We start from the raw sequence: 25,907 nt of genomic DNA, 5'->3' as shown, positions 1-25,907 counted from the left end.
TTCCTGGAGACGCGCAGGTGGTACCGCTGGTACCATGGATACCATGCCGGATCCCAAAGCGATGAACCTGCGCTTTCCCGACCCTGACCAGCGGGCCGCAATCGCGGCAGCGGCCCGGCAGGCAGGGATGAGCATGCAGGAGTACATCCTCTCCGCCGCCTACGACCGGGCCACCGCCGTGGAGCGGAAGTTCCTGGACGGCTTCAAGGTGTCCATGGCCCGTAGCGGCGCGGCTTTCGCGGCCGAGCCCGGCAGCCTGGACCCCAGTGCCGAGCAGCGGGCGGCCGAGCAGGAAGCCCAGCAGGACCTCGAGCAGCACCAGGAGCGAGGCCACGCCGCGTGACCCAACCGGAACCGATTCACCCGCTCGACGTCACCTTCCTGCTGCACGCCGCCGAGCTGCTCAACGGCGATCCGCAGGTCGACGACCTCGGACCGCTGTACGCCGCTGTCGCCCGGGTCAATGCCAGGGCGATGGATCGCGACATCTACGGATCCCGGTATCTCAAGGCCGCGGCGCTGCTGCAGACCCTGGCGAAACTGCCGTGCCTGGAGCACTCCAACGAGGCTTTCGCCTGGCACGCGACCGAGGCCTACCTGATCCTCAACGCGCGCGAACTCGACTACCCGCCCAAGGCTGCGGTCGCGCTCGTGCGGGATGCGGCCTCCGGAGCGCTCGGCGTCGCCCGGATCGCCCGCCAGCTGCGCGAATGGACCGTCGCCTGATCCCGCCGTGCCGTACTGGGTGTCGCCGCGGCCGCCGACGCCCAGGCTGCATCAGCCACCGACCGGTTTGCTCGTGCAGCGCGGTGCTCCACTGAGGCGGTGATCAACCGCCCCTCGCTGCCGGTCAGCGCAGTCATGAGGAGTCCGGAGGCCGGACGGGGCAGAACTGCTTCCTGCCATTGGCTTAGCACGCACGGTTTCCTAGTAGGACTCCGTTAGGTTGCTCTGGCTCTGGGGTTTTGGCTGGTGGTGGATGTTCTGGGCAGGGGGCGGTGGCAGGTGGTGCAGGTGCCGGTCCAGCAGTTCAGCAGGTCCTGGATGGCGTCGAGGGTCTGGTAGAGGGTGAGTTGGCTGTATCGGCTTTTGGGGCCAGTCGCTGTTCGGTGAGGAACGCGTGGGCGGCGGTGACCAGGGTGACGTGGTGATGCCAGCCGTTCCAGGAACGTCCCTCGAAGTGGTCCAGGCCGAGGCCGTGCTTGAGTTCCCGGTAGTCGTGCTCGATGCGCCAGCGGATCTTCGCCAGGCGGACCAGTTCGGCGATTGGGGTGTCTGCGGGCAGGTTGGACAGCCAGTAGCCGGTGGGTGCTTCGGCGCCGTCGGGCCATTCGGCCAGCAGTGTGACCTCAGGCAGGACGCCGTCCCAGTGGCCGTGTGAGGCGAGGGCGGCGGCCTGGGCGAGGCGTTTGGATTTGATCCCGGCGGGCCGCACCTGCAGGGACAGGAAGTGTGAGCGCAGCGGTCCGCGGGATCCTTCCCGCCAGGTCACCTCGGTGAAGGCCTGCCGTCCGTGGCCGGCCACCAGCGCGGCCACCGGAGTCGGCCTGTCGCGGTAGCGGGGCTGCGGCTTGCGGCCGTTGCCGGACCAGGTGGGGGCCATGGGCATCGCATCATGCGGGTGGACGGTCACATCCGAGCGGATCGCCACCACGTAGTCGATGCTGCGATGTTCCAGGCCGTCGCGGAAGTCGGCGTTCTGTCCGTAGCCGGCGTCGGCCACCAAAACCGGAGGCACCAGACCCCATCCGGCCAGCTCATCGATGGTGTCCAGGGCCAGACGCCACTTCTCCCGGTGCCCGATCTCGTCGGGCATCCCGGTCTTGCGCCGGCGAACCGGATCGTGCGCCCACTCCTCAGGCACGAACAGGCGCCATTGCAGCGGACAGGACGCCGTGTCGGAGACCGCGTGCACACTCACTGCGACCTGGCAGTTGGCCTGCTTGCCCAGCGCCCCGCAGTACTGGTGGGCGACCGCCACCGACATCTTCCCGTCCTTGGGAAACGACACGTCATCGACCGCCCACGCGTCCGGACCGACCAGCGGCACCATCCGCTGCGCAATCCGCCGCCGCACCGGCAGCGGATCCCACGTCGACTGGTTCACGAACTGCTGCAGATTCTGCTCGTTGCCGTCCGGCAGCCGCTGCGCCATGGCCTGGATGGACTTGCGGCGACCGTCCACCATCAGTCCCCGCAGATAGCAGTCGCTCTTGGCCCGCTGGTCCTTGCGCGGCACCGAGGCGAACACATCAGCCACGAATAACGCCAACTTCGCCCGAGCCCGGTTCACTTCATGTGTATCCACACCTTCAGCGTTCCCCCAAACAGGACCGACAGGCAGACATAACGGAGTCCTACTAGTGCCGTATCAGGCAACGTTCGCCCTGTTGACTACCTTGCGCAGGCGTTCGTCGGCGGCGTGCTTGTTCCGCCAGATGATGTAGCGGCGGATCATGCTGCCCTGCTCCTTGTGGCTGGCATGGTCGGTGCCGTCGAGTGCGAAGTAGCGCAGGGCGGTGAACTGGGCCTCGATGCGGTTGAGCCAGGAGCTGTTGGTCGGGGTGTAGGCGAATTCGACGTTGTTGGCCGTGGCCCAGTCGCCGACGCGGGTGTCCTTCTTGGTGGTCAGGTGCGGGGAGAAGTTGTCGAGCACGATCGCGATCCGGGTCTCGGCCGGGTAGAGGCTGCGCAGGTAGCGGCAGAACTCCAGGAACCTCGTCCGGTTCTTCTTCGGCTTGATGTGGCCGTAGAGCCTGTCCCGGGCCAGGTCATAGGCGGCGAAGAGGTGGCGGACGCCGTGCGGGCGGGTGTAGGTGGCCCGTCGGCGGGGGCGGGGTTCCCGGTCGGGGTCCTTGTGCTTCCCGCCGCGCTCGGTCCACTGCCGGCCGGGGTGAGGCTGGAGGTTGAGCGGGCCGAACTCGTCAAGGCAGAAGACGACTTCTGGTTCGCCATCGTCGGGTATGACCTCGCCGTCGGCGATGGCGTAGAGGTGCTCGACGCGCGCTTTCTTGGCGGCGTAGTCGGGGTCGCGGGAGGTCTTCCAGGTCTTTATGCGTTGAAACGAGACGCCCTCCTCACGGAGCAGAACCCGAAGGCCCTCGTGGCTGATGTCGTCGACCACCCCCTCGGCGACCAGGAAGTCGGCCAGCTTGGCCAGGCTCCAGGTCGAAAACGGCAGGCCGTGCTCGGCGGGCTTGGACTTGGCGGTCTTCTTGATCTCCCGGCGTTCGGGGAGAGTGAAGGTCTTGGGCCGACCGCCCTTGTACTTCGGGTAGAGCGAGTCGAAGCCGTCGGTGTTGAAGTTGTGGATCACGTCCCGGACTCGGTCCGCGCTGGTGAATGTCACCTCGGCGATCTTCACCACGGGCATGCCCTGCGCGGACAGCAGCACCATCTGGGCCCGCCGCCAGGTCACCACCGACCCCGTGCCTCTACGGATGATCCGCAGCAGGCGCTGCCCCTCGTCGTCATCGATCTCACGGACGCGTACTCGTTCTGCCACCCAGACAGCTTGGCCGACACCGCGCCGTCCGGACCAGCATCCGAACGGCGCGTCACATCACCACAGGGCAAAGGTTCTCTGATGCGGCACTAGTAGACTGTCGTGGCTAATTCTTGGGATAAAGGTGGCGCAGTTTGATGCGTGCGTCATGGGTGGTGAACTGCCAGTCCACTTGGCGTTGGTGGGTGTTGGTGGCGTTCTGCCAGGCCGAGAGTTCGGTGTTGAGTGTGTCGAGGTCGCCGATCCGGCGGTCGAGGCATTGCCGGGTCAGCGCGGAGAGTTCGATCTCGGCGATGTTGAGCCAGGAGCCGTGTTTGGGTGTGTGGTGGATCTCGAGGCGTTGAGCCAGGGCGAAGGCTTCCTCCGGTTCGAATGCCTCGTACAGGGAGGCGATGGTGTGGGTGTTGAGGTTGTCCATCACCAGGACCACGGTTTCGGCGTCGGGGTAGTCCACGGTCAGTAGCTGTTTGACCTGGCCGGCCCAGTCGATCCGGGTCCGCCGGGTCAGTGCCTGAACTCGACGCCATCCGCGTAAGGGTTCGGTCCATACGAAGACGGAGCAGGTGCCGCAGCGGATGTACTCGCTGTCCTGGCACGCGTCGCGGCCGGGCCGGGCGGGGATTGGGCCGCGGACGTGGTCGAGGAGCTGGTAGGGCTTTTCGTCCATGCACACCACCGGACGTGCCGGGTCGTAGGGTCGGGCATAGACGGCGAGGACGTCTTCCATCCGGGCTGCGAACTGTGCGTTCGCTCGTGGTGGGATGGTCCAGCACTTCTTCAGGTGAGGGCGCAGTTCCGTTTTTTTAGGATCCGGCCGATGGTGGAGTGGTCCAGATCGGGGATGTCCTCAACCAGTGCGACGTGCTTCTCCAGTAGTCGCAGCGACCACCGCGCATAGCCTGAGGGCGGCTGGGAGCATGCCATCGCGATCAGCCGGGCTTCGACCTCGCCGGTCACCGGCGAGGGCACCGGCGGCAGGTCGCGTTTCTTCCGTGCGACCGTGGCGCGGACATCGCCACCGGTCTCGGCGAAACGCTTGGCGACCAGCCGCAACGTCTCACCACAGACGCCGAGCCGGGTCGCGATCGCCTCTTTGGAGTCCACCTCACCCACCGAGGTGTCCAGCGCGAGCAGCACCCGCGCACGCATGATCATCGAAGCTCCGCGAACACCCGTCGTGGTCACCCGGACCAATTCCTCACGGTCCTGCGTGGTCAGCCTGACCGGTGGGATGCCCCGAAGTTTCCGGACAGGCGTCCAATAGGATCGTCTGAACTGGAAACGAGGAATCGAAGTGGCACCACCGAGCAAGTACACGCCTGAGTTCCGTGAGGAAGCCGTCCGGATCGCGCTGGCTTCCAGCAAGACCGTAACCGAGGTCGGCCGTGAACTCGGTATGAACCCCGAAACCCTCCGGGGCTGGGTGAAGAAGCATAAGGAACGGAATGAACCTCCTGCCGGTACTATCCCCGCGCACATACGGCTTCGATCCCATGGATCCCGGTAGCCGGGCCCAGATGACGCCGCGATCACTCGACGGCAGCGCGCCAACCCGGTGGCGACACTGTCGTCGCCCGGCCGGTGCCGGCCAAGGACGGCGCGGGAAGCCGCGGGCGCAAGAGCCCACCTGCTTCGGTGCCGGACCCCTCTCCGCGTATGCCACGCGGGCAAGCCCGCAAATGGTTCACCAGCGGTTTGGCAGGCGACGGGGCGGCACAGGCATCAGTGCTGTGCCGCCCCGTTACTCGCCCCTGCTCCACCATTCGCATGTGTTCCCCCCGCAGGGGCGCACCACGCACTCTCTCTCACCTGATCTGACGCGTGACCTGGACGGCCCGGGTTTCGTTCAGATGTCATCGCGCTGGCCATCCGTCCCCGGCGGAAGCGCGAACCCCCGTGAGGGCCCGGTCCCGCCAGCGCCCGGCCCCCGGGCCCTCACCACCCTCTTTCGAGAGTCCCTGCGCTTGAGCTGGTTCCGGGCTGGCTACTCGCGCGGTGCGGGGTTCGGAATCAAGCCCCCGTGGGCGTCCCTCCGGGCTGCGGGCCGCTCCGAGCCTTCGAAGACCGCTGTAACGCCACGGCACAGCCGTTCCAGTGGAGGTTTACCACCTCCGACCTGGACGGTCTGCTGGCCAGACTCGACCAGCACACCGCTGGCCGACACGAAGAATCCTCCGCCGCACCCGCCCGCTGATCAACCCCCGAAGGACTTACGACGCAGACCACTTAGCCACCCGTGCGCCCAGCATCGCGGGGTGCCGTCACCGTCACACCGTCGACCAGTGAGGGAAAGGACGGCGGCAGGGGGTGGGTACTTCAGAGTGCTGGTCACTGACCGGGGGGCGCCGTGCCCGGACTGGTGAGTAGTTGCGGGAGGTCGATGCCGAAGAGGCCTGTGCCCGAAACTGGCTGGAATCCGTGCGCAGTAAAGAACGCAAGCCGTCCGCCCGAGTCCTCGCGTCGATCGTGCCAGAGCACCATGAAGCGACGACCGGCGCTGTATTCGTCGTGCGCGAAATGGCGAAGGAGGTCGCCTGCGATGCCCCGCCTGCGCATGGCAGGGTGGGTGAGGACGTAGTTGACCTGCGCCCATGGGGTCGGGAAGCCGGGCACCTCGGCGTCCGCCTCATAGCGCGCCGTGCCCTCAAGCCATCCCACGACACGTCCCTTGACCAGAGCCACGTACTGCGTGAACACCTGAAGGCTGTTCTGCTGAAGTTCCTTGGCAAGCTGGGTCCAGTTTTCGGCGAGCAACAGCTCGTGAAGCTCCGCGCGGTGTGCGTCCGCCATGCGGACCACGTTGATCGACATGGCGGCAGGCTAAGACGCCTTCACCCGGGACACGCGCTCACAGCGCCCTCCCCGTATGCACCGTGACGAGATTCGACTACTACAGACGCGAGGGCCCGTGCCCCCGCCGAGGCGAAGGCCCTCTCCGGATGTGTCCTCGGCGTCTGCCCCGGAACCCGGCTCGCCCGGTTCCTTCGCCCTGCGTCATAGCCGGAATCCGTGACGCCTGGCGCGTCTCTGCGGAACCAGGGTTCACGACGCTACCCGCCCAAGCCATTCAAAATGGCACGCGCCCTGCGCTCGACCAACACAGGAACGAACTCACGCACCGGCCGACCCGCGAAATAGGCATGCTCCTTCGCTACTGCCTCTTCGACTTCGGCCGGACTGCATGACGCACTGAAGGCGTCCTTCAAACGCTTCGCTACATGACGGATTGCGTCGTCCTCACGCGCCTGGTCAGCCATACTGCCACCCACCTGGAAGAGGCTCAGCACCCACTGCGATGATCATGCGCGAGCAACACCTGCTCGTTGCAATCGGCTCGCTGCAACTCACCCGGCGCCGGCCAAGCCTGGTGAGCCTGCAGGGCGAGACTAACCAGCGTCATCAGCACATCGCGATCCCCGGCAGCATCCAGCCGCACCGTCACCCACGCCGATGCCGACACCACCCGGACGGCCGCAGATTCGCTGAGGTGTTCTTCGAACCGCCGGATCACCCCCACCGTCAGGTGCAGGTCAGCCTCCCGTCCGGAATGAAAATGGACGATCTCCCGGTGGGCTGAGCCAAGCCCCCGCCCGATGCCGCAACTCGGCTCCACCTCAGCAAGATCGGGCCAACTCACCAGTTGAGCAAACGCCTGCGCGGCCAACGTCATACGTTCATAATCACCAGCACACGCCACATCCACCAGAAGTTACGGCATCCGTAACCGCCACACCCCGCCGAACGTCCGGATGCAGACCTGCCAGTAGCCGAGAAGCAACCACCGCAGACAGCGGGATACCGCGCGCGGCCAAGGCGTCGTCGACGGCCCTCACGTAAAGCCAGTGCGGCAAGCCTTCAGGCTGGCCGGACCATCCTGGCGGGTCAAGCAGCATCGGCTTCGCCTCCAATGACAGGAGCGGGACGGGGCACGAGGCGCGCCGGAAGACGGCGGCGAGGCCGACGATGCGGGGGCCGAACTTGTCCCGGACGCGGTCGATGGCTGCTTCGGCGGACAGCCGCGCCTAGGTCCTCACCCTTGAGGGCCAGCCCGGTCAGGCGGCCGCGCTGCAGGGCGGCGGCGTCCATCAGCTGGTAGGCGGTCAGGCGCAGGTCGTCGTCGTGCGCGGACGGCTCGGCAAGGCGACGCGTCTTCTCCCAGCGGCCGCCGCCAGCGAACGTGAGCGTGATGGTGAGCGCGCGGGCCGCCTGGTCGCGGCGGCGCAGCAGCAGTCCGAGGCGGACCACCATCTCGAGCAGGGCGGCGCGGGCGGCGGCGCCGTCCAGAGTGTGTCGGGGGAAGGCGTGGCGGACGGTCGCGGCCGCGGGCAGGGTGCGCGGGACGACGGGGCGCGGGTCGATGCCGCGGGCCCGGTCGGCCGCGGTGCGGCCGGCGCGGCCGCCCAGCAGGCGCTGCACCGTGGCGGGTGGCACAGCGGCGAGCAGGCCGACGCTGTGGATGCCGTAGTCGCGCAGCGTGCTGGCTTGGCCGAGCACCGCCCCGGACCCGTGGGCGAGGGCAGCGACCAGGTGCGGGGCCGCGGAGTCGCCGCCGCGTGAGCCCCGGACCGTCTTGCCGTCGATGGCGATCACCCTGCGGCCCGCGACAAGTACGGTCCTGGCCAGGGCCCAGGCGCCCAGCATCGCATCGAGACGGTCCGCGTCGAGGCGGGGCGAACAGGCGCCGCAGCGTTGATTCGTCCACCCCGCCCCGCTCAAGCCCCAGCCGTTCCAGCGCGGCACCACCGGCGTCCCGGGCCCACTCCCCGATCGCGGTGAACCCCCGCGCTCCGGCCACCACCGCGCACACCGCGCGATCTGCGCGCCCACCGGATGCCGCACCCCACGCCGACGACGCGGATCAGGTACCCCGGCGAGCAGCTGGACGAGGAGCTCATGATCCGGGACGGGCATGCGAACAGGCGCAGGAATGAGAGACGATGACATGGCGCGGGCGTGATCCCCTGGTCGGACGTGAAGGCGTAGGAACCTCCATCCAACCGGACCGGACCACGCCCGCGCACCTCTTCCACCCGCAAAACGCCACGTCACAGGGCTACAGAATGACTTTGCCGGGGCCCTGGGCGACTCCCGCTGACACGGCCAACGACACAGTCACGGCGTCACGGCAGTCGCCAATCGCGCCCGGGGCGCCCGTTCGTGGTCCACTAACCACATCGATGCCCGCCCATAAGGGAATCTCGCACGCACACACTCTATCTAAGATCAGACACCAAGCAATCACATAGGATCAATAAGGAGAAGATATGCCACCATTTAAGGGTCACGCCCGCATGCCATTCAATTTGGGGGCATACGAACAGCCAGGAAAGTACAGGAATCCGGTAAGTAATTATGCCTTGCCGCAAGATCTGCCGGAGCATCTCATGGGCCATTATAAGGCGTACGTGAAATCGCTCAACCATACAACGGAAGAGGAGCAACGATACAGGTCTCGGATCTATTTCAACTACCAAGATAACTTTCAGAAGGAAATGGACAAACTGGCAGGGGATCCGCACGGACTGGGAATCCTTGCAGCCATGGAGCCCGAAATTGCTAGATCGATTTCCGCACTGGATAAATCATCGCCGGGGGCGCGTGATTGGGGAGACCTGAAAACGGCCTTCCGAGACCTGAAAGAGAAGTATATCAGGGCTCTGACGGTTTTCCGAGACGATGAGGAAATCCGTCGAAGCCGAGCCTTCGGCGACTATTCCAACAAGGCGCTGAAAGTGGAGAGGATGTTGGATAAGCGGGAGTCCGATAACGAAAAAAGGGAAAGGGAGGCAAGTGAGAGGGAAAAGAAAGCAGAACGGGACAAGGGGCAGAAAAGGCAACGGGCCGAGGCCGAAGCGGCAGCCACTGAACGCCGTACGCGGGAGGCGGCGCAGCGGACCTTCGAGCGGGCCAAGAGCGAAATCAAGCGATGGGCCATGAACCAAGATATCCGTTCCAACCAGGAAAGAGACTGGACTCGAAAAAAGAACGAGTACGTACAAGCGCGATCAGACGCAATCGAAAAGGGCATTGTCATAAACGATGCCGAAATCGCACAGGCCATAGGCTGGCAAGACCAGAATATGTCGTATCTTATTTACAGCAGAAAGATCTCTTCCCGGTTTTCCGAACAAGCTCGGATTGCTAATCCTCGCGCCGGTGACCTAGAAATTCTGAAAGGCCTTCTGGCCGAGTACGAAGGGTATTATGAATACCTTACTCTTGATGCTCGAGGGCGGAGGGAGGGGGATCTCGAAGCTATGCGGAGCACTGTCAAAGAGCTGAGCGGCAAGATAGGCGCTGGGACGCAAGCCGCAACTAGCTTCCAGGCAAGCCAGTATGTAGACCCCGTCGAAAAGTATTGCGAGGAAGTGCTTCGGTCAATTATCGGGTCCTTTGGCAACGAGAAATATGAGGACGACCCCCTCGAAATCGCCGTGGAGCTCAACGGTAAAAAGTACTGCTTCCCTCCTCGAGGAGTAACCAACAGTACCCCTGTTAGTAAGTACATTTGGTGTGGTGCCGCGGGCAAACTATGGCTCGCTGTGTCAGATGAGCAAAATGCAAAAGTGTGGCTGAAAGGACTTACATTGGAATCCGGTGGCCGAGTCGTTGTCGATCCTGCAGAGACTGCTGTAGCGCCTGATTCCGTTGAAATCTGAGAACCCTCTCGCTGTCCGGTACTCAGCTTGAACTCGTAGACGCCGGCTGGTGGATCACGGTGGTTCGATCACCAGGCCGGTCTCGGTGAGGCAGCCGTTGATCAGGTCGGGCCGGTACTGGATCTTCTTGAGCTTGCGCTTGACGATGCGGACGAGGCCGCCCAGGTCGGCGGCGACGAAGTTGGCGATGGAGCGTTTCAGGAGTGACCAGACGCCCTCGGTGGGGTTCAGCTCGGGTGCATACGCGGGCATCTGGACCACACGCAGCCACTCCTGGTGTTCGTCGGCGAACTCCTTCATCTGTGCACACAGGTGCACGTTCAGGTTGTCCCAGCACCACACGAGCGGCGCGTGCAGCTGCTGGTGAACGGCGAGGATCAGTTCGCGGTACTCGTGCCAGGCGAAGCTCTTGGGCTCGCCCTTGCGCCCGTGACAGACGTGCAGCCGGTAGAAGAAGTGCGGGCGCTCGCCGGGGCGGAAGCAGACCGCGCCGGCCACGTTGACCCGGCCGGAACCTCTGCCACGCACCCTCACCACGGGCCGTGCCCCGCGCGGGGCCCATGTGCGGCCCTTCGGCGGCCTCAGGCCCTGCCCCGCCTCGTCCTCGAAGCAGATGTAGGCGCCCAGGTCCGCCGCACTGGTTTTACCTGCGGCCACACCTCCTGCTTCCACACCTCGATGGCCTCCTCGTCCCGCTCGACGGCCCGGCGCACCGGGACCTGGCACGACCAGCCGTGGCGCCGCATCAGCTTCCACACGCCCTGCACCGTGTAGCCCACATGGAACAGCCGCCCGATCAGCGCCTTGATCCGCTTCAGCGTCCACCGCTGGTCGTCGGCGAATCCGTGCGCCGGCGGGCCGCGCCGCAGTTCTGCTTCCAGACGCGCGAACTGCCGCGCCGACAGACGCTCCGGCGACACCGGTCCCCTGGAACGCAGGGACTGCACCCCGCCCTCGCGCCACCGCTGACGCCACAGCCGCACAGTGCGCGGCGCTACCCGTAACTCCGCCGCGACCGCACCAGAACTCTCGCCCTGCTCAAATAACTCAGCGGCCTTCAGCCGCAGTTGTTCACGTCGTTCCTGCTCGGCAGGCGTATACCCGCCCCTCTGCGCATACCGCATGAACCTGCCATACCGCAGGGATCAAGGACCGTCACGCCCTCTCGGCGTCTACGAGTTCAAGCTGAGTAGCCTATGCGGTTGCGCGCTTCTCGTCGTTCACACATCGTCAGCGAGGTGCAGGGATACGCTGATCCGGGGCTGGCCGTGTGGATGTACGCCCTCCTGATGTCCGGCAGTCGCAAGCGCACCCGAAGTGCCATCCTTTCAGTGTTTTAGCGCATCCATGGAGAACCTCGGGCCAGAAGGAGCCTTAGACCGTGTCCTACATGGTCAGTTTGAGGAGCCGTTTGTAGCAGCAGAGGGAAGATGCCAGGCCAAGAAAGGCCAGGTAGTTGCCGGGTTTCCGTTCGTAGCGGTGGTTGATTCGGCGGTAGCCGGTAAGCCAGGACGCGTTCGATGACCCACCTGCGCCGGCCGAGTCCTTCACTGGAGTCGATGCCCTTGCGTGCGATGCGGACGCCGATGCGTTTGCCCCACAGCCATCGCCGCAGGTGAGGGATGTCGTACGCCTTGTCTGCATGAAGGCGTACGGGTTTGGAGTCGGCCGCGTGGGATTCGTGTCCCATGTGGAAATGGGACAGCATCGGCTTCAGAGCGAGACTGTCGTGGGTGTTGGCCGCGGAGACCCCGACCCGTAGGGGCAGTCCGTTCGCGTCGGACAGGACATGCATCTTGGAACCGGGCTTACCCCGGTCCACGGGGCTCGGACCTGCAAGTTCGCCCCTTTTTTAGCGCGGACATGTGCTGAGTCGAGGACTGCACGGGACAGGTCGACCAGGTCCTGTTCGTCCATGAGCTGGAGAACCTTCTGATGCAGCCGGCCCCAGACCCCGGCCCGGGACCAGATGGCGAAGCGGCGGTGCACGGTCGACTTCGACGCCCCGAAGCACGGTGGCAACGCCCGCCATGCACAGCCGCTGACCAGGACGTAGATGATCGCGGCAAACACCGCCTCATCATCGATGTTCGCGACCCCGCCGCCCTGCGGCCGAATCCGCGCCACCGGCAGCAGCGGCCTGGCCAGCTCCCACAAGCCGTCCGGAACAATCCATCCCCACCGTCCACTCCCCACACCCAGCACAACCGCCAACTGACCATGTAGGACACGGTCTTAGCGGGCAGGTCCACAGACTGCCCGACTCGCCGGAAGCTTACGGGGCCATGATCACTCGCGCCAAAGCAGCTCCCGGCCAAAGTCGCTCCACCGACCGCGTTGTCGCCTCCCGTTCTCGCAGGCACCAGCTCCCCCCTCGGACGGTCCCGAAGAGCACGGAGCCGGACTGCCCGCCATCCCTCGGGAACGTCTCCAGACAGCCGGACCAGCCGACGGCCGGCAGGCGCCGAAGTGACGAGCCGAGCCCGTGGGCGGGGCTGTGGCGGGAGAGAGCGGCCGTGCCGGGGCAGGCGATCGGGCAGAACACACGGTCCCCCGGCAGACCCTGCGAGGCCCGCAAGAGGCGCGGCACGCGTGATGTGATCGACGTCTCAATCGACGACAGAACTGGGCGTCCTCCAAGACAGCGGCGCGTCACACTTCGACGCCGCCATCACCCGGGAGCATCCCCTGTTTGGTCACTCTCCCGGAGGCCCCCATGACATGGCTCCGCACCCCCGCCCCCGCTCGTGTACAGCCCCACCCCGACGCCCCTGACCGGCCCTCACACCGAGACGGTCTGCAGCTCTCCAAAGCATCAACAGCACAAGATCCGCATGCAGGGATGGTGGGATCCCGTCCCGGCCGGGCGAGCGCGCGCCAGGTGTCCCGCCGGACCCGCCTGGTCGGATCCGTTACCGGCTCTCTCATTCTCACCGCCGGCATATGTACTGTCGGTGCCGGTACGGCATCAGCCGCAGAACCGGTCGCTGAGACTTTTGGCTACACCAGTGCCGCACAGTCTTGGACCGTCCCGGCCGGAGTCACCAGCATTCACGTCGTCGCCGACGGCGCCCAGGGCGGCCAGAACGGCGGAGTGGGCGCACGCGTCGCTTCCGACCTGGCCGTCACCCCCGGCCAGCACCTCGACATCTACGTCGGTGGTGCAGGCGGTACCCGCAACGGCGGCTTCAACGGCGGCGGACAGGGCGGAAAGAGCCTGTGGGTTCTCCCTGACTCCGGCGGCGGCGGTGGGGCCAGCGACATCCGGCCTTCAGGCGGCGACCCCTTGGCCCGGCTGATGGTCGCCGCTGGCGGCGGCGGCAGCGCGGGAGGCGTCCCCTCCCGGGCATCCGGCGGGCCGGCGGGTGCCGACGGCAGCGACGGTGCGGACGGCACCACAGTGACCGCAGGGCAGGGAGGGGAAGCCGGCACGGCCTCGGGAGGGGGCGCAGGCGGAGCCGTCGGGACCGGCGGATTCCCAGTTGGTGAGACCGGCACGGCCGGACAGCTGGCTCTTGGCGGTAGCGGCGGAAGTTGGACTGTAGGGGACGCCGGCCTAGACAATGCGGGCGGCGGAGGCGGCGGTGGCCTGTTCGGAGGCGGAGGTGGAGGCTCCGGCCGCGGCTTTGACGGTGACAGTTCCGGTGGCGGCGGCGGTGGCGGCGGTTCCAGCCTCGACCCTGACGGCGGCCCCGCACCCACCACCGCACCTGCTGGCAACGGCCAGGTGACCATCACTTACACGCCCCCCGACTCATACGACTTCACTGGCTTCTTCGCGCCCGTGGACAACCCGCCCGCGTTGAACCAGATGAACGCCGGGCGTACCGTGCCAGTGAAGTTCAGCCTGGACGGCGACAAGGGCTTGGACATCCTCGCTGCAGGCTCGCCCACGTCACGGCGGATCAACTGCGCCACCAACGCTCCTGTCGATCTGGTGGAGACCACCTCGACCAGCAACAGCGGCCTGACCTACGACAGCGCCAGCCAGCAGTACCAGTACAACTGGAAGACCGAGAAGGCCTGGTCGGGTACCTGCCGCGAGTTCACCCTCACCCTGGACGACGGCATCTCCCACACCGCAAACTTCCAATTCAAGTAAGGCACAGACACGCAACAGGCAGGTACAGGCGGCTGTGGTGCACGATGCGCGCGTGGACTTCCTGCCCAACCTCAAAATCGATACCAGGCTGAACGTATGGACTCTGACCGCAGTCCTCACCGCCCTGTACACGCTGTCCGGACTCGTGCGGGGTTGGTGGCACGCCAGCCTGGGCAAGCGTCGGCGTCTGATCAAGGCGTACCGGAAACTCGCAACCTACGTACGGCACGACTACGTCGAGGGATTGTTCGGCGAGCCCGCATGGGAGCACAAGCAGAGCGTCAAGGCGTGTAGCGCCGATGAGAGCGACGAGGCAGTCCTTTCGCGAGGTTGAGCTGACGGTGCGGGCCTGGCCGTTGGGCATGCTGAGGTACTTGGTGACCTGGTGCAACGAGGACGGCGAGGTGCTGATGCACTCCCTGACCACCCGCAGCCGGCTGTGAGGACTTCGGGCCCTGGCCAGCAGTCGGGGCACGACGGTTCAGCTACGCCGAGCAGCACTACTTCGGTAATCCGGGCGGCTATCTGCACTGGGTGGTCGGAGTCAGCGATGTGGGGTCGCCAGCCGCCGCGCCGGTCGGCTGCGATGAGTGGGAGGAGCCGCAGCTGACGGAGTACCGGGCGCAGGCCCGGATCAACTCAGTGCTCATCGTCGGCGCCACGATCGACCTCGACAGCGTCCTGCCGTACGGCATCGCACCCGACCACGACCGCGTCCGGCTCCTGGAACTACGCCATCCCTTCCGCGTCGCCCTCGCGCAACGAAGATGGGAAGCCCGGCGGTTCCTGCGGCGCTCGCGCACGCAGCCCACGGGCGCCCCTCTGCTCGGCCGGAATCGCACCGCCGGCGCAGGGTCGGAGCCCGAGTCGGGCGGGCCGTAGCCCCACCACACGGTCCGGTGGCGCGTCAATGTGGTCGACGGGCTCGCTGTTCGGGGTCTACAGCTCAAAGTCGAGGTGTTCGATGTCGGTGAAGCGGACCTCTTCCAGACTGCCGGCACGCCGGCCACCGTCCTGGAAGTACACCTCCTTGAGCGCTTCGGCAGCGATCTCCCGCAACTGCTGGTCGCTGGCACCCTGTTCCTGGGCGTCGAAAAGGCGGGCGGCGTACTGCGGCGGCAGCGCGACCGTCAGGTGGCGGAGCCGGCCCTCGTCCGTTGTACCGATCGGCGCGGTGTAGCCGATCCGGGCCCGGGTGTCGATGACGATGCCGCCGGTCCTCGCCGCCCTCTGCCGCGCCTTCGCCCGGATCTGCGGCTGCCATCGCTTCTTCACCTCGTTCTCCAGCCGGGCGGCGAGGTCCGGGCGCGGCTTCTTGATCTGGTCCTTCACGTACCGCTCGACCGTGCACTGGGACACTCGCAGCATCTGAGCGACCGTCTTGGTGCCCTTGAGCTGCTTGACCAGGTACCGCATCTGCGCACCGGCCGACTTCGGAACCGGGCGGGTGAACGCCTTCTGCACCGCGGCGTCCAGGCCGTTGCCGAACATGCTCATCGCGGTCTACCTACTCCCCGGTGTCCTGGTCGGTGACGGTGCCGTCCTTGATGTACCGGGCGAGGTTGAGCTCAGGGGCGTTGAACTGCTCGCGGACGCCCTCGCCCCACAGGACGCTCTGGGTGCCCTCCCACTTCACCAGGCCCGGGTTCACGCCGAGCTTGAAGCCGCCGGGCAGCGGTTTGCAGTCCCGGTAGGGCAGGAAGTCCAGCGGCGACGGGCCGTCGGAGGCGTAGACGGCGCAGTCCGAGAGGACCGCGACCGGGTACTGACCGGTGAAGGAGGCGTGCTTGACGATCTTGCGGTGCATGTTGATCCGGGTGCGGGAGATGACGGCGGCGCGGATGTCCGGGCGCCACGTCGGCCGGGCAAGGGCTCGCCACGGCTGGCCGGGCTTCCAGCCTTCCCCGCGCGGGCGCTCGCGCAGCTTGCCGATGCCGCCCTTCACGGTCGCCTTGATCGCGGACACCACGACCGCCAGTTCGGGGTCGCGCTGCCGGTAGCCGTCCATCGCCTTCAGGAACTCCTCTGGTGAGAGGTTGGCACCCACCCCGAGGTCGGCCATCGTTGCGATGTACGCGTCGCGCAGGCGGTTGTACCAGCCGTCCAGGTAACGCCCGTTGTCGTAGCGCACCCACGCCTCAATCGGGCGCACCTCGTAGCCGAGCTCCACCCCGCGTAGGCCACGGTCGGCGTGGCGTACCACGCCGGTCCCGTCGGGCGCTCGCCCTTCGGCGTGAACGGACTGGGCAGCAGACTGCCGTCCAGGTCCACCCACTTGTCCTTGCCGACCGTCACCCGGGACAGGTCCACATGGCTGAGGTCGACCAGCCAGGAGCCGGGCAGCTTCGGATCGAACACCGGCGCCTTGACGTGCGTCGGCGCACCGAGGCCGACGACCAGGCCGTTCGCGCCGGCGGCGAAGGCCATGTTCACGTCGATGCCCACCAGATGGGGGCGAAGGCATTCGGCGTCGGTGAGCGGGCGCGCCCAGTCGTACGCCTCCGCCACCAGGACCTCCGCCGGGGTGCGGTGGTGGAAGCGCGGCAGGTCTTTCAGCAGCGGGTGCCCGTCGGGGGCCTCGCACGGCGCGCAGTCCACCGGATCCTTCCCCAGTGAGCCGGGGTTGTGCTCGAAGTGCCGCGTGCCGTCGGCGTCCGGCTCGGAGGCGCGGGTCGGCGGGTGCAGCGCGGTCATCAGTTCCAGGCCCGTGACGGCGGTGGAGCCGCGCGGAGTCATCACCCGGGACGCATACGTGCCCAGCAGCCGGGCCAGATCCGCCGGCGGCAGCTGCCCCGTACCGGCCCAGTGCCGGGTGTCGAGCGCGTCCCACGACGGGATGCACAACTGCACGCACGCCCGCTCCGAGCCCTGCGCCGGGCGGTAGATCCTCGCCCACGGGCCCGAAGCCGCGCTTGGTCAGCTGCCAGTTGGCGCGCGTCAGCTGCTTGATGGCCTTGTGGCCCTCCGGGATCCGGCCGGCCAGACGCTCCTGCTGTGTGAGCGTGAGGGGCAGGCCGTAGTGCTCGCACGCGGCCTCGGTCAGCACGACCAGCGGGTCGGCGTCCTTGCCCGGCCCGGACAACTTCGACTGGCCGAGCCGCCCTTCGCCAAGCGTCCACTCCACCAGGGCCGCAATCGACTTCGCCGGTACGTCCAGGACCAAGCCGCCGACGCAGTACGCCAGCGCCTGACCGTCTTCGATGTCGACGACCGCGAGCGGCCCGTTCTCGAACCGCGCATCGGCACCACCGGCTGGGGTGCCAGCGGGGGCGGCCTTACGCGCGGGCGGCCGACGCGACGTCGGCCTGGTCGTTGCCGCCGGATGCGGCACAGCGGCGGGGCGCAGCGCGGTGTTCTCAGAAGCAAGCTCTGGGGTCGGGCCTGTGGGTTCGGTGCGGGCTTTGGCCGGATCAACTCCCGTTGACGCCAGGGTGTGTCGGCGCCGGTGGTGCCGTTCTTGACGCGGCCTCGGTGGCGGGTGGTGGCCAGGTCGCGGACGAGTCCGGCGACCGGTTCGGGGAGTGTGATGGGTTTGCTGCCGCACCGGATGCGGGTGCGGTCGTCGTCGTGGATGACGTGGGCGGTGGTGAGTCGGCAGATCGTCGTCGTGCGCGGACGGCTCCGGCAGGTGGCGGGTCTTCTCCCAGCTGCCGCCGCCGGGCGAACGTCAGCTTCAGGGTCAGCGCGCTGGATGCCTGGTCGCGCCGACGCAGCAGCAGTCCGAGCCGGATGACCAGGTCGAGCAGGGCGGCGCGGGCGGCGGCGCCGTCCAGGGTGTGCCGAGGGAAGGCGTGGCGGACGGTCGCGGCAGCGGGCAGGGCACGGGGGACGACAGGGCGGGGGTCGATGCCGCGGGCCCGGTCGGCGGCCGTACGTCCGGCGCGGCCGCCCAGGAGACGCTGGATGGTGGCAGGCGGGACGGTGGCGAGCAGACCGATGCAGTGGATGCCGTAGTCGACCAGTACCTCGGCCTGACGCGGTCCGATGCCGTTCAGGGCGTCGACCGGCAGGTGCGCCAACCACGCCGCGGCCTCGCCGGGATCGATGGCCAGGACTCCCCCGAGCCCAGGGACTTGAGCGGAGGCTGTGGCCGCGACCGTGATCGACGGCCCGATCCCGACCCGTACGTCGATGCCGAGGCGGGAGATCGTGCGCACCCGCAGCATCTCCCCGACCACCAGGGCCTTTCCGGGGTACCCGGCTCCGGGCAGGTGTGGTTCGTCGACGGCCTCTACCGCGACCACGCCGAAGTCGAGGACCGGGTGAAAGCAATCAAGCGGGTCGGCCTCGGCCTGCTGCCCTCCGCCTCCTGGCAACTGAACGCCGCCTGGGTCCTGGCCGCCACCATCGCCTGCGACCTGGACACCTGGACGCGACTCCTCCTCCTGCACGACCAACCCGAACTCGCAGCCGCCGAACCGGAGACGATCCGCAGGAAGCTCTACCACCTGCCCGCCCGCCTCACCTCCCACGCCCGCCGCCGCACCCTCCACCTCGACCACACATGGCCGACCTTGGCGTCCTTCTTGCTGATGTCCATGCCGGCACACCGCTCATGCAATACATCCATGTCCCTGCTCCCCTTCCCCTGCCAGACCAACGACTCCGAACAGGGCTGCCCGCTCCGGGAGGGCCAGGGCAAATCGGGAATCTGACACCCGTGCTCACAGCAACACTCCACGGTTCCCGTGGAAGGCCCTCGGCACCATGCTGACCAACGAGCTGCACAGCATCACAGAGGAGACGGTTTCGGCCGGAACAGACAGCCCCCAATCATGATCGCGGCCACCGGTTCCATACCGGCAGGGTGCACAGGAAGCACCCCAGCGCGGCAGGGACATTTACCACGCCCCCGGCGCGCACCGAAGGTGCGCTGGGTTGCTGACCAGCAGATCCTCACTACCCGTCCACCACCACACCCCACCCACCCATCGGCCACCCCCATAGAACACACCCACCATCCCGACCAACGGCGCCCATCTGCCCCCGGACACCAAAACGAGAATCACCCCGGACACCACAGCGAAGACCTCCAGCAGCAGAACGCCCTGCTGCACGGCCGACTTCTTCCCGGAGGCCCTGGTGATGGGCGAGGCCGGGCCGGTCGTCAGATGCGCCAGGAGCGGATGCGGTCGGCCGCGTCGTACCCATCGGCGCGGCCGGCGTCGATGTCCCGGGCGAGGTCGATCAGCGCGCCGTACGGCGGATCAATGGCCTCTCCCGCGGCGTCCATATACGACACGACGATCGCGGCGCCGTATAGGGCGTTGCGGGCCGGGAGCGGGCGCAGCCGGATGACGGCGTGCATGAGGGCGGCCGCGCGCCAGGCGTTGTCGACCCGGGCACCGACCTGCGGGGTATTGACGCGGTGGCGGGCGATGGCGGCCACGAGGTTGGAGAAGTCGTGGACGTCGGGGTGCTTGGGCAGCACCTCCGCCTGGCGCTCCAGCAGCCAGCGGATGTCGATGTGGAGCTCCACGTCAGGCCGCCCGCCCCGGGGCCTGGGTGGCGTCCAGGCGGGCGGGGGCGTCTTCGGGGAAGGCCGCGTCGAACGCGTCCGCGTTCTCCGCGACGTACTGGCGGAAGACGTCTGCGGCGCCTTCGAGGCGGGGGTCGCAGACAGCGTTGTGTGCGGCCTCGGTGATGAGCGCAGTGACCGAGGTTCCCTCGGCTTCAGCCCGTTCCTGCAGCTGGGCGTGGAGGTCCTCGGGAATCCGGATCGTCACTGGCTTCTTCGACATACCCCGAACGTACAGCAGGGTGTACAGCACGCGCACGGGTTCAGCCGGATCGCCCCGAAGGGGGCTGCCTCCACGCCCCGGCTGAACCACGCTGACCAGGGAGAACAACAGATCCAGGGGCCAGGGTGCCAATGTGACATAGTCCGTGTCCGGTCTGGCGGCGGCGGACACTACCGTTCGCTGGATTCTCAGTGAATCGCAGTGATTCGCCCATTGCTGGACGAAGGTCCCCGTCTTACCCGGGCAGGGGTCGCCCGGTGCGGGGTAGACGCTTCATGGCCACCTGCCCGGCCAGGCGGGGTCTTACGGTCGGCTCCACGTCCGTTTACTGTCTCCGGGCCACTCCTGGCGACGTGCCGCTTCACGAGTGCGGCGAGGTTGAGTGCGGCATTCTCATCCCGGTCCAGGACCAATCCGCAGTCTTCGCAGATGTAGGTGCGTACCCGCAGCGGCAGCTTGGGTTTCACGTTGCCGCAGGCACTGCACGTTTTCGAGCTGGGGAACCAGCGGCCGGCGACTTCGAGCCGTCCGCTGTTCCAGGCGGTCTTGTAGGCGAGTTGCCGGCGGATCTCACCGAACCCGGTATCCGCGATCGAGCGGGCCAACTTCCGGTTCTTCACCATGCCGGCGACGTTGAGGTCTTCCACCACCACGGTGCCGTACTCCCCAGCCAGGGAGGTGGTGAGCTTGTGTATGCCGTCCCGGCGCAGCGCGGTGACGCGGTGGTGCACGCGGTTACGCTGGGCGTCGGCGCGCTTCCACCGGTTCGAGGGCTGCTGTCCGGTGCGCCGGTCGGGCCCTCGGCGGCGGGAGACCGTACGGGACAGGCGGCCCAGCTTCCGCTGTGCTTCGGCCAGGTGCTTCGGGTTCTCGGTGGCCGGGCGCCCGTCGGAGAACACCGCGAGGGTCTTCACCCCGAGATCGACGCCGATCACCGCATCCGGCCGGGTGGGCGTACGCTCCGCGCGCTGGACTTCCACGATGAAGGAGACGAACCAGCGTTCGGCCTCCTGCCCGACGGTCGCGGACTTGATCCGCGCGCTCCCCGCCTCGATGAGGCGGCCGAGCTTGCATGTGGACTCGTGTGTCCTGATCCGCCCCAGCACGGGCAGCACCACATGCATACGCCCGTCCAGCCGGATCACACCCGTGGTGAACCTGACCGAAGGCGTGGCCTTCCGCTTCGACTTGAAGCGCGGGAAACCCATCCGCGGGCCCCTGCGCCTGCCCCGCTTGGAATCGGCCCAGTTCTTCAACGCAGACGCGAGCCGGTCAAGACCGGTGGCGTACGCCTCCTTCGAGCACGCCGCCCACCAGGGGGCAACGGCGTCCTTTGCCTGATTCCACGCCTTGCGCAGCCAGTACATCGACCACGACACCGTAGGCGTCAACTCCGCCTCGGCAATGCCGTAGGAGCGTTCCGCCTCACGCCGGGACAAGTTCGCCTTCACCACGGCCAGACCCCAGTTGTAGGCGACACGAGCCGCACCGGCATGCCGGACATCGCACCGGCCTGACGCGGCGTCGGGTCCAGCGCAAACCGGTAGGCATGCGTCGTGATCACCCCAAGAACCGTACCTGCCCCCGCTGACAACCCGACACCAGCAACCCCAACGATCAAGAGAACCTGACGAAGGCCGAGATTCACTGATGGACTCCACAACAGCTAGTAGCCCCGACACCCCGGCGCATGGTGGGCGGCAACAGTCTGAGCGTCGTCGCGCTGCTCGTCCTCGCTGGGGCCGTCGTCATCGGCGGCAAGATGCAGCAGGTAAGCGAGCGGGGAGTCCGCCGCGTACGGAGGTTGCGTCAGGGGCTTGGTCATCGGAGCTCCGGTCGGTGAAGTTGTGCGCTCACCTGCGGTGGTGGCCGCCCACATGTTGGTGGGGGTCTGGTCGGGGTTGGCTCGGGTCATGGATCAGCAACCAACGCAGCAGAGCCGCCACACTGCCGCCGAGCGCATCGAGCAGCTCTCCGAGATCGGAATGCGCTGGCCGTAAGCGGCGCCGAACGGGCAGGGGGGCTCAAACCGACCCGCCGCGTCCAGCCGAAGGCCAACACCCTCGTACCCAAACTGGTTTAGCCATTCAAGCAATGGCATTGCCCCCGCCCTTCGCTCTTCTCGTCATCGCTGTCGGGGAGAGATACGGATGTGTCACCTCTCAACCGCACGCCCGGGGCCATTTGTCCCGCAGCCACGCCAGGTCGGTCTCGGCGCGGGTGCGGGTCGCCTGTTCACGGGTGAAGACGGCGTCCGTCTTGGTCAGGACCAGAACGTAGGGGCGTCCCTGGCGCCGGGTGGTGTGTGAGACGGGCAGGCCTGCCTGGTCGATGCGGCTGTGGAGGTGGCGGCGTCCGTCCTTCGCGAGCGGCCACTCCATGACGTGGCGGGTACGGGAGGCGAGGAAGGCGTCCAAATCGGGGCAGAGTCCGCAGCCAGTCCGGCATGTCCCGGCCGGGGTGAGGGACCAGTCGTCGGCCGCACGTACGGGGCGGGTGAGGGCCGCGGCGAGCCGGTCCTCGCAGTGGTCGGCGAGGGTCTGGAAAGCGCGGGCGGCGGGTGCGCCGTCGCGTATGGTCGTCGGCTGGCGGGCTGCGGTGCGCAGGGCGGGGAGCAGGCATTCCAGGGCGGTGTCCGGCAGGCCGCGCAGCGTGGCGGCGATGGTGCCGGCGGTCTCGGGCCCTGCCGCCTGCAGGACGCGGGCCAGAGATACGCCGAGCCCCTCCATGCCTGTGCGGCGCTCCGTCTCACGGCCGATGCCGAGCCAGCTGGTGAGCTGCTGCTCGACTGCTTGCCAGGCACCCTCGGCCAGCGGCGAGGCCATCGCGTCCCCATCGCCGTCGGCGGCCCGCAGCGCGGTGCACAGGCCGGGCAGCGATTCGAGCCACGCCGCGCGGCCGGCCCCGGTGTACGCGCCAACCGTGCCGAACCAGCTGCTGACGGCCCCGCGGGCCCACGTCCGTCCGTACCGCGCGGCCGCTGCCGCGAGACCCGGGGCGTGCCGCTCGCCCACGGTCTCCACCCCAAAAGGCGCGAGGAGCATCGTGGCGGTGTCCGCTTCCCGCAGTCCCACCGCGACGGGCAGGGCGGCGGCAAAGAGCGCCGCGGCCGCCTCGCCCGAACCGTGGTGCTTCCAGAACGGGGCGAGCGACCGGGCGAGCGTGCGCGCCCGGTCGAAGTCCCCGGCATCCAGGTGGCCCTGAAGTTCCCGCAGTGCGCCCTCGGAGCCGGCCTCGGCGCGGGCCGTGAACGAGCGCTGCCGGGGCCACAGGACCACGGCAGCCCGCCGGTACCAGCGATCGAGGGTGTTGCCGTAGTTGCCCATGTAGCCCTCGTACTCGGACTGGTAGGGCGTCAGGTCCTTGGTCTCGGTGGTGGCGCACACCTCGGCGTACGCGACGGGCAGGTTGATCTGCTCGCCGCCGGTGCCGTCCGGGCGGGTCCACCAGCTCAGCGTGATCTCGTCGTCGATCAGCTCGTTCAGTTCGTAGTCGGAGAAGTCGCCGCTGCGGCGGCGCTCGGCACCGGGTTCCCCGTCGGGGTCCAGGAGGCATTCACCCTCGCACTCCTCGTCCTCGCAGTCGTCGTAGTGCTCGACCTCGCCGTAGTAGTCGTAGCGGTCATACGGCGCATGCGCGTCCCAGGTCTCCTTCACCTCGGCCAACGCGAGGACCGCTTCGCAGTCCGTCTCTGCGGCGGCCTGGCGGAGCAGGGCGGTGCGGGTGGCGTCGGCTCCCTTGAGGCGGTCCCAGTCCAGGCCGCGCTGGGTGTACTCGTGGTCGAGGAGGCACACGAGGCGGTTCGGGGGCGCGGCCTTCTGGCGGCCGTAGGCGTAGCGCTCTTCGGCCGGTTCGGTGAAGTGTTCGGTCAAGCAGTGAGCCAGGTCGGCGACCGGGCCCCCGTCGTCCTCTCCAGCCGGGCGGATGCGTTCGGCGAGGAGGTTCATGGTGAGGGTGACCCGGTAGCCGGACTTGACGGGCTTGACCTCGTGCAGGCAGTCCGCGTAGAAGGCGGCGAAGGTCAGCTTCTCCCGGGACGTTTGGTGGACCACGCTGCGGCCGGCGTGCGAGACGACGAGTTCGCCGCCGGTGTGGTGCGAGGGCAGCGAGACAACCAGGGTGCCCATCATGGAGTCGTCCTTCTCGGAGTCCTGGTGCGGCAGGAAGAACTGGCCCTTGCCGTAGACGAGCAGTGCGTGCAGCTCGGCACGCAGGACGACGGTGGGCGGCAAACCGAGCGCCGTGCGGACACCGTCAAGGACGCCGTCCAGGGTGCGGTCCCAGTCAGTACCGCCGAGCGTGATGCGGTCCGGAGTGATCTCCCAGGTGTCGCGGACTCTGGTGTCGGACAGGGTCTGCTCGCCACGACCGAAGGATGCCTGCCGGGCCTGCGCGATCAGTTTCTTGGTGACCGGGACACGCAGCGGCAGCGGCAGTTCCCCCACCCCGTCGACCTCGATGCGCAGCGCGCGGGCCGACATCTCGATACGGGTGCTGAAGTCCCCGCACCGCTGCGCGTCGCCGAGCAGCTCCGCCAGCTGCTTCCGCGCTCCACGTCCCATACTGTTTCGTCCCCAGGGGTGCAGCGTGCCGTATGGCCTGTCCCGGAAACCCTAACGCCGCGGGCAGTCCTTGTTCCCGGGCTGTTGGTCATGCGGCGAGGGTGTGTATGTCGCAGTATCGGATGGCGTGAACCGTAGGTGATCGCGCTGCTGGTGGTAGCGCCAGTAGGCGTCGAAGTCGCTGTCCATGGACAGCGGGACGTGGCTCTGTCGCGAGTTTGGTGAAAGACGCCGTGTGGATCTTGGTCAGGTGGTGGCGGGGTTGCCGCAGCACTTCTTGTACTTGCGGGTGGAGCCGCACCAGCAGGGGCTGTTGCGGGGCGGAGGCCACGGGGTGGCTTGGCCCCGGGCGGCGAGGTCGGCGGCGTAGTGGGCACGGGTGTCCCCGTCCTGCGGGGAAAGGTTCTCCTCGCGGGTGAAGGACTCGAAGTCGCTCACGGTGCCGGGCGCGATGCCGAGGTGGGGTTCGCCTTCGTCGGACAGGCGTTGGAGCATCCGTTCGACGTGACGGATGTGTTCGCGATGCTCGGTGCCGTAGTGGTCGGCCAGCTCGGACCATGTGTCCAGCAGCTGGGAGAACTCGTCTGGGCTCCAGAAGAGTGCGCAGGTCAGACGGGGCTGGGACAGGGTTGCCCGGCGGGCTTCGACCTCAAGGGCCAGTTTCTCGATCGAGGCGATCAGAGCTTGGGGATCATTGCCTGCGGCGTCTCGCAGTGCAGGGTTGTGGAGGTCGTCGAGGGTGCTGGTCGCGCGAAGTTGTGCCGGACGGCCGGCGTAGAGGTCGTGAGCGAGTTGGTCGAGGTCGTCGCATGGCTGGCCGAGGCGGCGCCGGACGCGGTGGCGGCTGATGACGAGCATCTCGATGCCGTGGGCGTCCGCTGCGTCGCGGACAGCGTCGACGGAGACAGGGGTGGCAGGGCCCAGGAGATGGGTCACTCCGGCGGTGAACCAGTCTGCGGCTTCGTGGAGGTGGTCCGCGACCTCGAACATCTCCGCGACGGTCTCCCAGGGCCCGGCATCGGACGGGTGCTGGCGGCGCAGAGCCTTCGCCCCTTCGCGGGCCTGGTCGGTGCGTCCTGCGTTCCACAGTGTGTCGATGCGGAATGCCTGGATGAGGTGGGGATCGTCGCAGTCTCCGTCCAGGACCTGCTGGAAAAGCGCGAGCGCCCGCTCGTGCTGGCCTGCGCGGTTGTAGAACTCCGCGGCCTCGGTCAGGAGTTCTTCCTGGTCCTGGGGATACTTCCGGGCCAGGGCTTGAAGGTCTTCGGCCTGCTGGATATCAGTCCGCTCGACGTGGGCGGGCTGACGGTGTGCGGGGCGGCGCTTGCGGGACATACG

The 25,907-nt window shown here is 67.5% G+C and carries 24 protein-coding genes and 4 pseudogenes; 8 read left to right on the top strand and 20 right to left on the bottom strand.

Annotation, left to right across the window (positions count from 1 at the left end; all coding sequences use genetic code 11):
- The first annotated feature begins 34 nt into the window (after positions 1-34).
- Together OG331_RS51815 and OG331_RS51810 are read left to right on the top strand one after the other, a co-directional pair.
- Complete coding sequence (locus tag OG331_RS51815; RefSeq protein ID WP_406190471.1) at positions 35-343, top strand: DUF1778 domain-containing protein; 309 nt, start codon at positions 35-37, stop codon at positions 341-343.
- A complete protein-coding gene (locus OG331_RS51810; RefSeq protein ID WP_406190474.1) occupies positions 340-726 on the top strand; it encodes a fic family toxin-antitoxin system, toxin component in 387 nt (128 codons plus the stop codon). Before OG331_RS51815 ends, OG331_RS51810 begins: the two co-directional genes overlap by 4 nt.
- A gap of 304 nt (positions 727-1,030) precedes the next feature.
- Here the strand turns inward: OG331_RS51810 and OG331_RS51805 are convergent, their stop codons facing one another.
- From OG331_RS51805 to OG331_RS51790, 4 genes are all read right to left on the bottom strand, one after another.
- Complete coding sequence (locus tag OG331_RS51805; RefSeq protein WP_406190343.1) at positions 1,031-2,308, bottom strand: IS701 family transposase; 1,278 nt, start codon at positions 2,306-2,308, stop codon at positions 1,031-1,033.
- A gap of 63 nt (positions 2,309-2,371) precedes the next feature.
- The gene (locus OG331_RS51800) at positions 2,372-3,505 is read right to left on the bottom strand and encodes an IS630 family transposase (protein ID WP_406190477.1); all 1,134 of its coding nucleotides are present in this window, start codon (positions 3,503-3,505) and stop codon (positions 2,372-2,374) included.
- Between the two features lie 106 nt (positions 3,506-3,611).
- Complete coding sequence (locus OG331_RS51795) at positions 3,612-4,268, bottom strand: IS630 family transposase (protein ID WP_406210879.1); 657 nt, start codon at positions 4,266-4,268, stop codon at positions 3,612-3,614.
- A gap of 14 nt (positions 4,269-4,282) precedes the next feature.
- A complete protein-coding gene (locus OG331_RS51790; protein ID WP_406190481.1) occupies positions 4,283-4,660 on the bottom strand; it encodes a helix-turn-helix domain-containing protein in 378 nt (125 codons plus the stop codon).
- 139 nt (positions 4,661-4,799) lie between these two features.
- On the opposite strand from OG331_RS51790, the gene OG331_RS51785 reads away from it, so the two are divergent.
- The gene (locus OG331_RS51785; protein ID WP_406190483.1) at positions 4,800-5,012 is read left to right on the top strand and encodes a transposase; all 213 of its coding nucleotides are present in this window, start codon (positions 4,800-4,802) and stop codon (positions 5,010-5,012) included.
- An 821-nt stretch (positions 5,013-5,833) separates the two neighbouring features.
- On the opposite strand, the gene OG331_RS51780 is transcribed toward OG331_RS51785, so the two are convergent.
- From OG331_RS51780 to OG331_RS51765, 4 genes and pseudogenes are all read right to left on the bottom strand, one after another.
- Positions 5,834-6,316, bottom strand: a complete 483-nt coding sequence (locus OG331_RS51780; protein ID WP_406190485.1) for a GNAT family N-acetyltransferase — start codon at positions 6,314-6,316, stop codon at positions 5,834-5,836.
- A gap of 239 nt (positions 6,317-6,555) precedes the next feature.
- Complete coding sequence (locus tag OG331_RS51775; protein ID WP_406190487.1) at positions 6,556-6,762, bottom strand: three-helix bundle dimerization domain-containing protein; 207 nt, start codon at positions 6,760-6,762, stop codon at positions 6,556-6,558.
- Positions 6,763-6,785: 23 nt separating this feature from the next.
- Positions 6,786-7,175 (bottom strand): luciferase family protein, encoded by a 390-nt coding sequence (locus tag OG331_RS51770; protein ID WP_406190490.1) that lies wholly within the window; start codon positions 7,173-7,175, stop codon positions 6,786-6,788.
- Positions 7,176-7,434: 259 nt separating this feature from the next.
- Positions 7,435-8,312, bottom strand: a pseudogene (locus OG331_RS51765) (transposase family protein); the annotation flags it as partial.
- A 457-nt stretch (positions 8,313-8,769) separates the two neighbouring features.
- On the opposite strand from OG331_RS51765, the gene OG331_RS51760 reads away from it, so the two are divergent.
- On the top strand, positions 8,770-10,164 hold the full coding sequence (locus OG331_RS51760) for a hypothetical protein (RefSeq protein WP_406190492.1): 1,395 nt from the start codon (positions 8,770-8,772) through the stop codon (positions 10,162-10,164).
- A gap of 54 nt (positions 10,165-10,218) precedes the next feature.
- On the opposite strand, the gene OG331_RS51755 is transcribed toward OG331_RS51760, so the two are convergent.
- The 3 genes and pseudogenes from OG331_RS51755 to OG331_RS51745 all read right to left on the bottom strand — a co-directional run bounded on the left by OG331_RS51755 (position 10,219) and on the right by OG331_RS51745 (position 12,360).
- Positions 10,219-10,821, bottom strand: coding sequence for a transposase (locus OG331_RS51755; RefSeq protein ID WP_406190495.1), 603 nt, complete (start codon positions 10,819-10,821; stop codon positions 10,219-10,221).
- Positions 10,746-11,288: a winged helix-turn-helix domain-containing protein gene (locus OG331_RS51750; RefSeq protein ID WP_406190498.1), complete on the bottom strand. Its 543-nt coding sequence runs from the start codon at positions 11,286-11,288 to the stop codon at positions 10,746-10,748. The genes OG331_RS51755 and OG331_RS51750 overlap by 76 nt, the downstream gene beginning before the upstream one ends.
- 262 nt (positions 11,289-11,550) lie before the next feature.
- Positions 11,551-12,360: pseudogene (locus OG331_RS51745) on the bottom strand (IS5 family transposase).
- 685 nt (positions 12,361-13,045) lie between these two features.
- On the opposite strand from OG331_RS51745, the gene OG331_RS51740 reads away from it, so the two are divergent.
- From OG331_RS51740 to OG331_RS51730, 3 genes and pseudogenes are all read left to right on the top strand, one after another.
- Positions 13,046-14,266, top strand: coding sequence for a PxKF domain-containing protein (locus OG331_RS51740; RefSeq protein ID WP_406190500.1), 1,221 nt, complete (start codon positions 13,046-13,048; stop codon positions 14,264-14,266).
- A gap of 52 nt (positions 14,267-14,318) precedes the next feature.
- Positions 14,319-14,600, top strand: a complete 282-nt coding sequence (locus tag OG331_RS51735) for a hypothetical protein (protein ID WP_406190503.1) — start codon at positions 14,319-14,321, stop codon at positions 14,598-14,600.
- 128 nt (positions 14,601-14,728) lie between these two features.
- Positions 14,729-15,148 (top strand): annotated as a pseudogene (locus OG331_RS51730) (ETEC_3214 domain-containing protein); the annotation flags it as partial.
- Positions 15,149-15,205: 57 nt separating this feature from the next.
- On the opposite strand, the gene tpg reads toward OG331_RS51730, so the two are convergent.
- From tpg to OG331_RS51715, 3 genes and pseudogenes are all read right to left on the bottom strand, one after another.
- Positions 15,206-15,763 (bottom strand): telomere-protecting terminal protein Tpg, encoded by a 558-nt coding sequence (gene tpg, locus OG331_RS51725; protein WP_406190505.1) that lies wholly within the window; start codon positions 15,761-15,763, stop codon positions 15,206-15,208.
- Between the two features lie 10 nt (positions 15,764-15,773).
- Positions 15,774-17,675 (bottom strand): annotated as a pseudogene (gene tap / locus OG331_RS51720) (telomere-associated protein Tap); the annotation flags it as partial.
- Position 17,676: 1 nt separating this feature from the next.
- Positions 17,677-18,510: a hypothetical protein gene (locus OG331_RS51715; RefSeq protein WP_406190508.1), complete on the bottom strand. Its 834-nt coding sequence runs from the start codon at positions 18,508-18,510 to the stop codon at positions 17,677-17,679.
- On the opposite strand from OG331_RS51715, the gene OG331_RS51710 reads away from it, so the two are divergent.
- Positions 18,478-18,921: a transposase gene (locus tag OG331_RS51710; RefSeq protein ID WP_406190510.1), complete on the top strand. Its 444-nt coding sequence runs from the start codon at positions 18,478-18,480 to the stop codon at positions 18,919-18,921. The genes OG331_RS51715 and OG331_RS51710 overlap by 33 nt on opposite strands.
- A 452-nt stretch (positions 18,922-19,373) precedes the next feature.
- Here OG331_RS51710 and OG331_RS51705 read toward each other — a convergent pair whose 3' ends face one another.
- The 6 genes from OG331_RS51705 to OG331_RS51680 form a co-directional block, all read right to left on the bottom strand.
- On the bottom strand, positions 19,374-19,745 hold the full coding sequence (locus OG331_RS51705; protein WP_384189808.1) for a toxin Doc: 372 nt from the start codon (positions 19,743-19,745) through the stop codon (positions 19,374-19,376).
- Position 19,746: 1 nt separating this feature from the next.
- Entirely contained in the window at positions 19,747-20,007 is a 261-nt protein-coding gene (locus OG331_RS51700) for a ribbon-helix-helix protein, CopG family (protein WP_406190512.1), read from the bottom strand.
- A 188-nt stretch (positions 20,008-20,195) separates the two neighbouring features.
- Complete coding sequence (tnpB, locus tag OG331_RS51695) at positions 20,196-21,461, bottom strand: IS607 family element RNA-guided endonuclease TnpB (RefSeq protein WP_406190515.1); 1,266 nt, start codon at positions 21,459-21,461, stop codon at positions 20,196-20,198.
- Positions 21,462-21,673: 212 nt separating this feature from the next.
- Positions 21,674-21,832, bottom strand: a complete 159-nt coding sequence (locus OG331_RS51690) for a hypothetical protein (RefSeq protein WP_406190517.1) — start codon at positions 21,830-21,832, stop codon at positions 21,674-21,676.
- Positions 21,833-22,169: 337 nt separating this feature from the next.
- Positions 22,170-24,569: a 2OG-Fe(II) oxygenase gene (locus OG331_RS51685; protein WP_406190520.1), complete on the bottom strand. Its 2,400-nt coding sequence runs from the start codon at positions 24,567-24,569 to the stop codon at positions 22,170-22,172.
- A 246-nt stretch (positions 24,570-24,815) separates the two neighbouring features.
- On the bottom strand, positions 24,816-25,904 hold the full coding sequence (locus tag OG331_RS51680) for an SEC-C metal-binding domain-containing protein (protein WP_406190523.1): 1,089 nt from the start codon (positions 25,902-25,904) through the stop codon (positions 24,816-24,818).
- Positions 25,905-25,907 lie beyond the last annotated feature (3 nt).

This window comes from Streptomyces sp. NBC_01017, assembly GCF_045162795.1.
GTDB classification, from domain to species: Bacteria; Actinomycetota; Actinomycetes; order Streptomycetales; family Streptomycetaceae; genus Streptomyces; species Streptomyces machairae.
The sequence above is the reverse complement of the archived record's forward strand: the minus strand, read 5'-3'. Positions and strand labels throughout refer to the sequence as shown.